A 12,577-nucleotide genomic window follows, 5' to 3' on the forward strand; every position below is an offset into this window, starting at 1 on the left:
TTATCTCTCTCCAATTTTTTCTTTTAGTTCTTTTACTTTATACATTAAATCCATATTACTTGGTTCAATATTTAAGGCTTTTTCATATTTTTCAAGTGCACCTACATAATCATTTTGAAGTTCTAACATTTTTCCCTCTAATTTCATATATTCATAACAAGCACTATATTGGCACTGCGCACAATTTATAGTTTCACCCATAAGTTCCATATATGTTTTTGCCTCTTCATATTGTCCCACATTGAAGTTGTATAGCGCCATCTTATATAGTCTTATTTTGGCAAACTCTTTGTTTTTCAACCAATTTTCAATGCTAACATAGCGTTGATTTTTAAAGCTTAGGAGTTGTTTTAAATACTTAATACCCTTATTTTCCTTCTTTAAAACCTTATATGCTTCAATTATGCCTTCTATAGCTTCTTCCTTATCTTCAGAATTATATTTTTTAGCAACTATATATGCCAATTTATAATATATTAAAGCGCTTCTCTTCTTTCCTGCTATCCAAAGTAGGAAGTTTGCATATTTAATATAAGGTAAGCTTTCTTTTGGGAACTTTCTAAGAGCTTTTTTATAAAACTGTAGAGCTTTAGATTTATTTCCCATTAAAGCATTTATTTCTCCATTGAAAAATAAGTACTGCATCTGTCCATTCTCTCCAAAGTTCAATAACTTTCTTGACTCCACAAAAGCCTTGTCCCATGCTCTCATCCTTATATAAATTTCTAGGATACTTATTGTAACTCTAATGTTATTTTTCTTCTCACCTATAAGGTTATAAGTTTCAATTGCTTTTTCATATTGTCCTAAAACACTATACAAATCAGCAATGTTCCAATAAGCTATTAAATTACTCTCATCAGTACGCTGAATTGCTAATTTATAGTTTTCATAGGATTTATCTATTTCTCCTAAAACCTTATACACATACCCCATATTATTGTATGGATATAGACTGGTATCATCACGTTTACTTGCTTCTTCAAAGGCTTCAAGTGCTTCTTTTAAATCATAACCTTTTAAATACACAAGGCCTAAGGAATTATAAAAATAATAATCTGGATTTATCTCTATTTGCTTCTTCCCATGATAAACTGCTTTTTCATAATCCTCTTTATCATAGGTTTTCTCATAGCGACTTTCATATATTTCCATAATATCATAATTAGCATTTGTATGCTCTTTGTCCTTTTCAATTGTCTTTAAAAAACAATCCAGGGCTTCTGCTTCCTTGTCAAGGCGGTTATAGCAAAGACCTATTTTATACCATAGGTTAGCATCCTCTGGTTCTTCTTTAAGAAGTTCCCTATATACTTTTATACTTTCTTCGCATCTATTTAGGTAATATAATAGATCTCCTTTAAGCACCATACTTATAAAAGTTTTTTTCAAGGCAAGTTTTTTCTCAATAATGTCCAGTGCAAGTTGGTCTTCATCCATGTAATAATAACAAAGAGCCTGTTCATGAAGTAAATTTGTAATTTCTTTTAAATCCCCTGCTTCCTTTTGTGCAGCATTATATAGCTTGTCTAATTCGTCTGCAATTTCTTTTCTCTCCTCATTAGTAGTTGACATTAACCTTCTTGTTTTAAGGTCTAAAAACTTAAGTTCATTGCTTACTATTTCAACCTCTTTAGCTCTATTGATTACTATTTCTGCATCCTCCAGTCTGTCATATATGTGATATACCTGAGTTGCAAAAAGATAAGGTTGTACTCCAAGAGGATAGATTTCAATGGCATCAAAATAATCATCAATGACCTCTTTACCCATTTTTAGGTTAAAGTAAGCTTCCATTCTAAGAACATAAGCTGGATAATAGCCCTTATCCATTTCTAGGATCTTATCGCATACATCAACCGCAAGCTTATTTTCTTCTAGCTTTAAAAGTACATAGGCCTTTGATTGTAAATACTGAAGCACTTGAGTTGTATTTTTCTCAGCCTCCACTGCCTTATCAAGATATTCAATGGACTTTTTAAAGGCTTCTTCTTTATGATTTATATCTTGTTTTTCCTGTGCAAAATGATAGTAGCATCTATACATATAACTATAGGCAAGTCCTAATCTATCAATTCTGCGTGACATCTTTTCTGTTCCGTCATCTTCTGTTTTTAAAATTTCAGTTATCCATTTTTCAATACATGGGAAACCTTTTTCAAAGTTTCCTACTTCTATGTAAGCACGGCTGGCCAAATTGTAATAATCATAATAAATTTCTGAATCTACTTCTAAGCTTTCAAAAAGGTCAATGCACTGTTCACATAAGTAATTTTGATAGTAGCACCATGCCAGTTCCAATTTTGGAGACTTATTCTCAGGTTCTTTATCTATTTGCTCTTTTAAGCTTTCAATAACTCCAATATTAGCCTTTTCAAGTCCAATTCGAAGTGTATCATTATAATTGTCTATTTCTAGAAGTTCCAAATATCTTTCTTTTGCTTCATTATAGTCCTTCTTCTTTAAGTAGTACTCACTAAGAAGAACCTTAGCCCCAAAATAGTTTGGATTAACTTCCAATATAGAGTTACATTGTTCAAAGCACTTGTCTAAATCCTCTAATTTCAAATAAAGCTCAGCCATATAATACTTTATATGAAGATTTTTAATATGTTTTGACCTTAAATTTTCTGCAATAGTTTTAGCTTCTTCAAGGTTATTATTAGCAGAAAAGTAGCGAATTTTCTCGGCTTCAAGGTATGGATGCCATAGGTTTATTTCCTCTAATTTTTCGAAAATCTCCTCTGCTCCCTCATAATCTCTCTTCTCATTCATTTTACCCAAATCTAAGCTTAGTCTTATGAAATCATCTATGTTACCTTCATCTTCTCCTTCAAAGAGGGAAAAATCAAACCAACCTTTATTTTCAGCATCTTCCGTGATGAAATTCACAAAATTTACTGGAAACTCCTCGTATAACTCTTCCTTTGAGTTAACTAGCTCAAAAGTATCTTCAATAAGCTGCCAAACCTCTTGTGGTAAACGGAAATTATCCATTAAAAATACAAGTAAAGCATCTCTTGCTTCTAAACTTGTATCAAAGTCTAAGCAAACCTCTTCTTTAAATAACTCTCTCCAACAATCCACATTACTTCTAGTAGAAAGCCTTTTATAAACAGTCTCCACTTTCTTTATCCACTGAGTAATAGGAGTATCTTCAGTCTCAATCTCCTGTTCCTCTTTAACATTTACAAGTCTAATTGCTTCTTCGTAAGCTTCTCTAAGCATCTTAAACCCTTCTGGATCATCCTCTGGATTTACTTGTACTAATTTTCCTCTATAGGCCTTTTTAATAATATTGGTATCTTTAGTTTCCTCAATCCCTAAAGTCTCAAAGACTTTTCTTTTCTCCATGTTACACCCCACATATTTTTATATTTTATATTTTATATTTAATGAACAAGTTCATTTAATTAATCTTCATTTTAATGAAGCACTTTATTTTAATGAAGAACTTTAGAAGCAGGTTTTGTCTGCTACTAATGTATTTTTTCTTAGCTAGACAACTGCATGGCTGTACAACAGCCCCTTATAGAAGATGGCTACTTGAAGCTTCTAAAATGTTGTTAAGTTTTTTTATTTTGTTGCGCACAATTTTACGTGTGCATCATTGCACCCGTAAAACTACTTGTAAGCTGCCGTTATTATAACTATATAATCCACCTTTTCATGGGTTCTAGTGTCTAAATTTACAATCCAACCTGGTGAAATCCCTGCTTCACAGGTACAGTTGAAAACATAGGTACCACCTAACTTTTTAAACCAAATTCATTGTGAACATGTCCACTGAAAAAGTATTTAGGCTTTTTTATCATTTGATTAATAGAAGTACTTCCATAATGAACTCCATTACTTGCATTATCTAAGCACTTATAAGGTGGAAGATGTTGTATAATATTGGTTTCATTATCTATATGAGATTAGATAACTTATACCTTATTTCCACTTCATCACCCTCACGGTTAGTACCATGGGCAATGAGATTCATATATTTATTATCGGTAAATTTTTCAAAAACTTCATCCCTATTATAAGGTAAATAAGTAATATCAGCTTTAGGTAAAAAGTTTATATTTAAAGTAAGCAACTTAATTTATCTATGCTTTTACCTTCCTCTAAAAATAAAAAGAGGCAAGCTAAGCTCACCCCTACACTGATAATAATTAATTCTTCACTTTTAATAACTAATTTAATCTAAAGAATATATCAGTTCTTTCGCCTACCTTATTAAAGCCTAGTTTCTTATACATCTCTTTTGCAGTATCATCCTCATCTGTAACTAGATAAATAGTATTACACCCTTCATTTGTTGCTATTTGAATTAAATGCTTAAGAATTGTAGTTCCATAGCCTTTACACTGACACTGTGGTGTAACTGTAAAATCCTCTATTTTTGCAGTACCATCATGAATAAACAAATCACAGATGCCAATTCTTTCCCCATTATGATAACAGATGTAAGAATTTACACCCTTGTCTAAAATGTACACCTTACCGCGTCTATGACATCTTCTAGTGCAAAAATCTCTTCCTAAAGTTGCCTCATCTAACTGTAAGTCACAATATAAAATATCTTCAACCATTTCCATATTACATACTCTTTCAATGTTACAATCTTTCACCGAAGTCATATTTGAAAGCTTTGTAATATCGAAGGAATAATATCCATTTCTTGACACTTCACCTTTATACTTTAAATCCTTTAACAGGGTTTCATTAATTGTAAAGTCCAACAGAATATTGCAAAACTTCTTTCCTGCATTTATAGCAAAGGATATTTCATTTTCTATACACTTTTCAACTTCATCATTGCCCAGGTTATCTCTTATATATGTGTAGTTGTGGTAATACATATCCTTTAGTTCGTCATCTCTATATCTAATAATATTTTCATCTTTATAATATTCACAAAAGCACTTAGTGTACTCAAATTCACATTGTTTTATATTTTCCCCTACCATGATTAATCCTCCTAATTATCCCCTTTGTTATAAATTATGTCTCTCAAATTTCCTGTCTATTTTCTTGAACAATAGTTTTGTAAGCCTTTCTTTCACCATAAATATCATCTTTCAACGGATTTAGTTTGTTTTTTCTAATCATATTAAACTGATAAATTGCAAGAATAATATTTGCAATTAAAGAAGCCAACTTACAATTTATCTTACTCAACGGTTTTTAAGAATACTCCTTCTTTAAAGCCTCCACGAGCTTCCTTTTTTTCTTCTCTCTTTTTAAGAAGGTCCTCTTCGCTATAGCCTAAATTCTCTGCAAGACCAAAGACAACTTCCATAATATCTGCAAGCTCTTCTAGGTTCTTATCCTGCATAAATTCATTAACTTCTTCCTTAAGCTTATCTTCAAGAAGTGGTAAAAGCTGCTCCTTTGAAACTATTGAAGTTTCACACCTTCTTCCATCCCCTTCAATAACCTGTGGAATTTTATCACGAACTAATTTGTTATAAACTTTCATTTTTAATACCCCTTACTTCCAAATTCTATTTATCTCAACTTCATTCATTTCATTATGAAATATAAGCCTTTATTTCCCTTGCAATATTTAAGTATTCATGATCATGTACATAATGACTACAATTAAGATAAATGATCTTACCCCCTGATATCTTATTGATAAAATTTTCTTGAAATTGTGTCCATTGTTTTTCACTCCAACCAGTACCAGTACCATTTGAAGAAAACATTAAAATTGGAACCTTTGGTAACTTACTATTGTCCACTATTTTTGCATTATTTTTAATTTCTTCTAATTCATTTAGCATAGTTTTAGTTGTAGTTCTTCTGAAAAATACAGCTCTATATATGTCTTTTTCACTATTGCTTAAAGTGCCATATTTAATAGCTTCACTTTCCGCAATTCCAGGTAAAATCCTAGTTATTCCTATGTTGTTAGCAAAGGCTGCAGCTTTTGCTAAGGGCATATTTAATTTATAATTTTCATAGGTTTCTGGCACTGCCATATCTAGTCCTATAATAGCACTCACTTCTTCTGGATATTTCTGTGCCCAATACAAGGCTTCAATGCCAGACATAGAATGAGGACAAAGGATAAAGGGTCCTTCAATACCAGCTTGTGTTAATGCTGCTCTTGATTGATTTAATATTGTATCAATATCTCTTTTTTCATCAACTACATCACTAAAGCCATAACCCAGCTTTTCTATTACAACTATTCTATAGTCATCACTTAGCTGAGAGAACAAGGATTTAAAATCTAGAATTGGAGAAGAAGTGCCTCCACCTGACATAAACACAAGGGTTTTCTCTCCATGACCTTCTGTATAAATACTGATTTTATGACCATTAACTTCCACTATTTCCCCCAAGGGTTTAAACAGCTTAGCTTCTCTCTTTAACTGAATTTTATTATAAACATATATTATTGTTATGATGATCATTAGTACCAATAAACTTATAAGTAATATTTTCTTTGCTTTTCTTAATACTTTCATTTAATCCCCCAAATACATTGCCATATTCCCACTACAAAGGCTTATTCATCTATGGTTAATTATACCATACACCCTTACTGTCTGCCCTATGTTTATAACATTGTAATAACATGACTTCAACTTCTGCCACGAAGTAATTTGCTATAGACTTATATTACTAATATCCTTACTTCCAAATTCTATTTATCTCAACTTCATTCATTTTATTATCCTTAAAAGTTAGCACATACACATCTGGATTAGTTAAGCTTTTCCAGCCTTCATAACCAAATGAACTATCAAAGTATTTAATAATCAATGAAAAAAGCTCTCCATGAGTTACCACAGCAATGTTACTTTCTTCCCTTTTAATTAAATCCCTTAAACCCTCTATAGCTCTAGAGGTAGCTTCCCTCGAGGACTCTCCACCTTCATATTTTAAATCCATATCCTTAAAGGCAGATTTTAACAGTGGAGTAAAATCCTCCACATCCTTTGAAGTTAACACTTTCTCCTTAAATCTTTCATCAATATTTATAGATAAATTAAGCTCTTTGCTTAATGGAGTTATGGTGTCTACTGCTCTCACATAAGGACTAGAAGCTATGTACTGAATATCATAAGGCTTTAAAAACTCCATAAGGTCTTTAGCTTGCTTTAATCCAAGGTCAGTGAGCTTTGCCTCAGCAGGTTGTCCCTCTGCTTTGCAGTGTCTGATTAGGTATATATTTTTAGGGTTATTGTTCTTGATTAAACTCATAGTTCTCATACCTTTCTTTTAGAAATAATTTGTTACAACTCCGTTTTATTCTTTAAGTGTTGATAAACTCTTATAGTAATAACTAATGAAATTGTAACTGCAACTTACAAAACAATATAACTTGATCTTTACAATACTTTAATTAAAGCAATTTTTCTCTCACTTTAAACCCTTGATTAGCAGCAATTTGGTACAGTGGAGAAATGCACTTTTTAAGCTCTTGACTAAACATTTCCTTGGTACCACTTTTGTAGAATTCATAGATGTTCTCAAGTCTAAAAGCATCAATATATTCCTCTGCAATATCATTAACCTTTTTCTTACATACATGAGAAAAAGCTTCATACTGTAAAGCACAAAAATCAGCTATGTACTTATCATAAAGTAACAAGTCATCACTCTTTTTACTATTAATATTCTTAAAGGTAGGCACTAAGTTCCAAATCTGATCATGTAGTACAAAACTCCATGGAATAAAGTGATCTATGCTTAAGCCTCCATGAAGATCGTAATTTTCTTCAGTAAAATATTTTCCTGTGTAGATATCAATAATTTTAGAATTGCTAATTACATCTTTCCAAAGCTTTGTTGCCTTTGAAAGCTTTCTCTCCTTAGGTGCTTCTAGCTTAAAGGCTATGGCAGGTACATTAGGATTTCTCTTTTGAAGAAAACATACTAGCTTATAATAGGCCCAACCTTTTATTATCCTGTAGTTATATTTTAAATAGTCTATCCAACCATCTTTCATCCTAATAAAACTCTCATTTTTATCATCTTTATATACGCCATAAATGCAGTTATCCTCTACCCTAGATAGCTCCTCTAGCTCCTTCATAGGCTTCTTCTTATCAAGAACTTTCTCATTAAGAAAAGGAGATAAAAATCTATAAGGAACATTTAAGGTTAAATCCTTTAGCAGCTTAACTAAGGCTTTGTCTTTCGTACTGCATAGAAAATTAAGAAGCTTAGTTTCCTCATAATTGTTTTCAAAGCCATAAGTATCAGCAATGTAATTAACTACTGTAACTAAATTATCACAATACCCAAAGCTCAGCTTAAAAGCTCTTATTGGATACCAAGCATTAACTACCATTCTTGAAACTAGCTTTTTAAATGGAATCTCCACACTACCTAAAGAAACCTCATCAAGTAAAGCAATTAGCCAATACATCTTATAACTTGCAACCACTTTATTATCATCTAACACCCTTGAAAAGGTCGAATAATCTACTTCTCTGCTATAAGGTATCATCTCTACTGACTTAGGCAGTATTAATTGGTTTTTGGGTATTATTATTTTATTCAAGGTTATTCCCCCTAACCCATAGCTTTTGTTTTATTATAATAAGTTAGGCATAACAGTACCTAATTACTAATTCTTTTTTATCAATTACATTTTTGTACATACTTATCACTATCCTAGTAAGCTCTTTATTTGCTCTAATATATAAGTATTATTTAACCAAAAGCATTGCTTTGTAAGCCTTCTACCATCTGGTAACTCATATGTGTCATTAGCATCTCTTCCATGGGGTCTTACATGACAAACATAGCTTTCACTCTTTGAAGGCAAGTTATTCTTATGCCTAATTCCACTTTTGGTCAGTTTTTCTTTTATTTCTACACCATCTTTAATTACTTCTACGGTTTTTATATATACCCTTTCTACTTCATTTAAATCCTCATAGGGTATATTCCAAAACTTAAATCCTTTAAATACTAAATCACCATTTTTATTTTCTTTAAAAACTATAAATAAGTACTTTTGCTCTCCTAAAATTCTTTTCAAATCTGAATCTTCCCAGGAAGTTTCTATAATATCTTTAAATTTAAATGTGGGAAAAGACATGCTTTCTTTGATTTTATTGTTTTTATCTACTGTTATAGTCTTTAACTTTAAATTAGCTTTTTCAAATTCTTGTATTTTTGAAAGGTCTGTTCCTTTTATATTGAAAATTTTTGATACAAGAAGCTGAACTGAATTTTTTGCACTTGATGCTTGTCCGTAAACTTCACATAATTCTTCATAGCTCTTATTAATTAATGGTTTAAGTACCTTTTCTACATATCCTCTAATTGAAAAGTTACCATCCTTAATAAGCTTTTCTGATGATTCATTATTTAAATTATTTCTCAATATATGAGTCATATAAGATTGTTTAAAAGAATAGGCCCTTTGCATTGCTGGAATATTTGAAAAAGGCTGCTCTCTTAAAGATGAACTATCTTTACCCTTTGTGCATGCACCTAAGTAGAAGGTGTCCCCTTCAGATAATTCATGAGCTTTTCCGTTTTTAATTTTATCTATTATTGTTTCCCAATCTTGAATTACCGTAGGTAAATCTTCTTCTGGAACTTCGTATAAAATTGTATTTGTAATCTTATACTCCCCTACACTTTTTTCCTTTTCATAGTTATAAAATACAATAAGTAGCTTATTGTTCTTCGTCCAGAAGGAACTAGTATAAAAGTCTTTATAAACCTCTTCCATATAATTAATTATATTTAGAACTAATCTTTCCTTTGCAGATATGCTTCCATTTTTGTTCTTTTTATATGGTGTTACTTTTAATTCTATATTAAGATTCTTAAAATCAGCCTCAGGTTTGGAATTTATTTCATAGCCAAAGTAGCTCTCTTCAATAATCTGCCCAAGTTTTCCCTTTGCCTTTTCATTTATAATTCTATTAGTTTTATCTATTTCACTAAAAGTTTTCCCTTCAAGACCTTTAGCATAAGTAAGTAACTCCTCTTGTGTTTCATAAGTGATTTTTTTGTTTCCCATAAAATTTCCCCCAAAATAAAAGTTGATCTTTACTTTTGTTTATATTATAATTATAATAGTATTTATAGGTTTTTACTAATAAAAAATATCTAGATATTATAGAGGTGAAAGATGAGAAAAACCGTATGTGAACTATTCGCTGGTGTTGGCGGTTTTAGAGTTGGTCTTAATGGTGAAAAGGATAATAATGGATGGGATTTTGTTTGGGCCAATCAATGGGAGCCAGGGAAAAAAACTCAACACGCATTTGATTGCTATACTCATCACTTTGGAGAAAGTGATTGTCATGTAAATGAAGATATATCAACAATTAGTGCAATTGATATTCCTAATCATAATCTCTTAGTTGGTGGTTTTCCTTGCCAAGATTATTCTGTAGCTAGAACTCAGGCAAAAGGAATACAAGGTCATAAAGGGGTTCTTTGGTGGGAAATAAATAGAATTGTTAAGGAAAAAAGACCGCCTTTTATACTCCTTGAAAATGTAGATAGATTATTGAAGTCTCCTGCCAAACAAAGAGGTCGTGATTTTGGTATTATGTTGTACTCACTGTGGCAATTAGGCTATTCTGTTGAATGGAGAATAATAAATGCAGCGGATTATGGATTTGCCCAAAAAAGAAGAAGGGTATTTATCTTTGCATTCCACAATGAAACTCAATACTATAAAAAACTTGGAAAATTAGACAATCTTGAAAAGTGGCTACTCTCACATGGCTTTTTTCAAAGTCAATTTCCTTCTAAGTTTTTACAAAGTAACTTATCTTGTAATTTAAATGAATTTGAAGATATAGTTGAAATATCTGATTCTTTTAAGTTTGAATTTAAAAATTCAGGAGTTATGAGTAATGGTTTAATTACAACTATGGAAGTTAATGCTGATAAATTCATACCTAAAACCCTAAGAGAAATCCGTATCGAGCAAGAAGTTGATGAAAAATACTTTATTGACAATAATGAAAAAAAACTAGAGAAGTTTAAATACCTTAAGGGATCAAAAAAAATACAACGCGTAGACAAAAATGGTTTTGAGTATTTTTATTCTGAAGGTGGTATGAACTTTCCTGATTCTCTTGACTTACCTGGAAGAACAATGCTTACTAGCGAAGGTAGTGTGAATAGGAGCACCCATGTAATTGAAGATTTCAAAACTGGAAGATATAGACTGATTACCCCTGTTGAATGTGAGAGGCTAAATGGTTTCCCTGATAACTGGACAGATACTGGAATGCCCGAAAATTTCAGGTATTTCTGCATGGGAAATGCTCTAGTTGTAAGCTTAGTTGAAAAAATGGGTATTACTTTGAATAATATTTTTGAAAAGGAAAAAGAGCTTAACCTTGATTACTTTGTAAAAGATGATGTTGCTTATGATCAAATATGCCTATTTGATTAATATTTTCTTTTTAACCAGTTCATCTATAGTTTTAATGTAGATGAACTGGTTTTTTTATTAATTCACTTCTTCAAACTCTAATTCGCTGTTTTCTATGTTATATTTGTATTTTACGAGTCGAAGATTTGTCCAAACTTTTGAAATAATTGGTCTTCTCCCTATGGTAAAATTTCTAATAGCAACATTATTTTTATAAGCTATTACTTCTTTAGAAAAATCATAAGCTACAATAAAAGCCTCAATCATTTCATAGTTTCCAAAAGTATATTCTTGGCTTAACCAATCAACATATTTAATTACTTGATCTATAGCATCAAATACAGCTTCATCTTTTTTTATTTCTAAAACGAGATACTTTGAAATCGTATCAAAACCACTTATATATCTATAGCCAAATATATCCATCTTATCCATGTAATCTATAGCTTTGAATGGTGAGGCAATAACTTGATGAGAAATATAATCCCACCTTCCAAATATAGTATTATTACTTCTTGATACCATACTAGTAATAGCTGCTTCTATAGCCATTTCATGTTTAATCTTACCTTCCTTATGACTATACATTAATATAGCTTTCTCATTCACAAAATAGTTATTGCTAACTTTGGTACTAATACCATTATGAATTTCCGTATTAAAGTTATATACATCATGTTTTCTGTTAATTGATTGTTCATTCCTAATTAATATAATATCTTTTAGCGCTTTATTTTCATTGTCATCTACCTTTATAAAAGAAAGTTTCCAAAATGCTCTTAAATTTTTGAAACTATTAGGATTTGACGATAAAACATCATCCATATCAATTCCCTCTAAGAAAAAGTTGGGGCTTGGCTCAAATATGCATAAAATTCTATTATTAGTATTCCCATTGCAATCTTTCATTAACATTTCATCATTTATTTCTTCATTATTGAAATTATTTGGCTGAAGTGCATTGGGAAAATTAAGAAGCTTGCATTCATTTTTAATACTAATCAACTTCCCAATACCATAAATCTTTCTCTTGATAAAGAAATAAACATTATCACCTGGCTTCATACTCAAATAATCTGCAAATGTACCTTCATGGTGTACTCCCCAAGTATTATTTCTTGGAGAAGTTAAATTAGTGCTATAAACTCCATTTTCAATGCATTGTCTTAAAGAATTAATACTATCGAGACTAAAAATATATCCTGCCAT

Annotated in this window: 10 protein-coding genes; 1 reads left to right on the forward strand and 9 read right to left on the reverse strand. The window is 31.0% G+C overall.

Features of this window, described 5'->3' with window-relative positions:
• The 8 genes from B3040_RS16900 to B3040_RS16935 form a co-directional block, all read right to left on the reverse strand.
• Entirely contained in the window at positions 1 to 3,354 is a 3,354-nt protein-coding gene (locus B3040_RS16900; protein WP_291575920.1) for a tetratricopeptide repeat protein, read from the reverse strand.
• 830 nt (positions 3,355 to 4,184) lie between these two features.
• Entirely contained in the window at positions 4,185 to 4,961 is a 777-nt protein-coding gene (locus B3040_RS16905; protein WP_291575926.1) for a GNAT family N-acetyltransferase, read from the reverse strand.
• A gap of 43 nt (positions 4,962 to 5,004) precedes the next feature.
• Positions 5,005 to 5,172, reverse strand: a complete 168-nt coding sequence (locus B3040_RS16910; protein ID WP_291575928.1) for a DUF5692 family protein — start codon at positions 5,170 to 5,172, stop codon at positions 5,005 to 5,007.
• Entirely contained in the window at positions 5,165 to 5,473 is a 309-nt protein-coding gene (locus B3040_RS16915; RefSeq protein WP_291575931.1) for a nucleoside triphosphate pyrophosphohydrolase, read from the reverse strand. The genes B3040_RS16910 and B3040_RS16915 overlap by 8 nt, the downstream gene beginning before the upstream one ends.
• Before the next feature lie 52 nt (positions 5,474 to 5,525).
• The gene (locus B3040_RS16920) at positions 5,526 to 6,470 is read right to left on the reverse strand and encodes an alpha/beta fold hydrolase (RefSeq protein ID WP_291575933.1); all 945 of its coding nucleotides are present in this window, start codon (positions 6,468 to 6,470) and stop codon (positions 5,526 to 5,528) included.
• A gap of 166 nt (positions 6,471 to 6,636) precedes the next feature.
• A complete protein-coding gene (locus B3040_RS16925; protein ID WP_291575935.1) occupies positions 6,637 to 7,218 on the reverse strand; it encodes a histidine phosphatase family protein in 582 nt (193 codons plus the stop codon).
• Positions 7,219 to 7,351: 133 nt separating this feature from the next.
• Complete coding sequence (locus B3040_RS16930; protein WP_291575937.1) at positions 7,352 to 8,515, reverse strand: HNH endonuclease domain-containing protein; 1,164 nt, start codon at positions 8,513 to 8,515, stop codon at positions 7,352 to 7,354.
• A gap of 108 nt (positions 8,516 to 8,623) precedes the next feature.
• Positions 8,624 to 9,994 (reverse strand): Sau3AI family type II restriction endonuclease, encoded by a 1,371-nt coding sequence (locus B3040_RS16935; RefSeq protein ID WP_291575938.1) that lies wholly within the window; start codon positions 9,992 to 9,994, stop codon positions 8,624 to 8,626.
• A gap of 111 nt (positions 9,995 to 10,105) precedes the next feature.
• On the opposite strand from B3040_RS16935, the gene dcm reads away from it, so the two are divergent.
• Positions 10,106 to 11,389, forward strand: a complete 1,284-nt coding sequence (dcm, locus tag B3040_RS16940) for a DNA (cytosine-5-)-methyltransferase (protein WP_291575939.1) — start codon at positions 10,106 to 10,108, stop codon at positions 11,387 to 11,389.
• Positions 11,390 to 11,446: 57 nt separating this feature from the next.
• Here dcm and B3040_RS16945 read toward each other — a convergent pair whose 3' ends face one another.
• Positions 11,447 to 12,577 (reverse strand): hypothetical protein, encoded by a 1,131-nt coding sequence (locus tag B3040_RS16945; RefSeq protein WP_291575941.1) that lies wholly within the window; start codon positions 12,575 to 12,577, stop codon positions 11,447 to 11,449.

The organism is Clostridium sp. UBA4548 (genome assembly GCF_002387895.1).
Lineage (GTDB): Bacteria > Bacillota > Clostridia > Clostridiales > Clostridiaceae > Clostridium_J.

What these genes read in the sequence shown, in the direction of transcription:
- B3040_RS16900 (WP_291575920.1), bottom strand. Translation starts at nt 3,354, where the DNA reads ATGGAGAAAAGAAAAGTCTTTGAGACTTTAGGGATTGAGGAAACTAAA.
- B3040_RS16905 (WP_291575926.1), bottom strand. Translation starts at nt 4,961, where the DNA reads ATGGTAGGGGAAAATATAAAACAATGTGAATTTGAGTACACTAAGTGC.
- B3040_RS16915 (WP_291575931.1), bottom strand. Translation starts at nt 5,473, where the DNA reads ATGAAAGTTTATAACAAATTAGTTCGTGATAAAATTCCACAGGTTATT.
- B3040_RS16920 (WP_291575933.1), bottom strand. Translation starts at nt 6,470, where the DNA reads ATGAAAGTATTAAGAAAAGCAAAGAAAATATTACTTATAAGTTTATTG.
- B3040_RS16925 (WP_291575935.1), bottom strand. Translation starts at nt 7,218, where the DNA reads ATGAGAACTATGAGTTTAATCAAGAACAATAACCCTAAAAATATATAC.
- B3040_RS16935 (WP_291575938.1), bottom strand. Translation starts at nt 9,994, where the DNA reads ATGGGAAACAAAAAAATCACTTATGAAACACAAGAGGAGTTACTTACT.
- dcm (WP_291575939.1), top strand. Translation starts at nt 10,106, where the DNA reads ATGAGAAAAACCGTATGTGAACTATTCGCTGGTGTTGGCGGTTTTAGA.
- B3040_RS16945 (WP_291575941.1), bottom strand. Translation starts at nt 12,577, where the DNA reads ATGGCAGGATATATTTTTAGTCTCGATAGTATTAATTCTTTAAGACAA.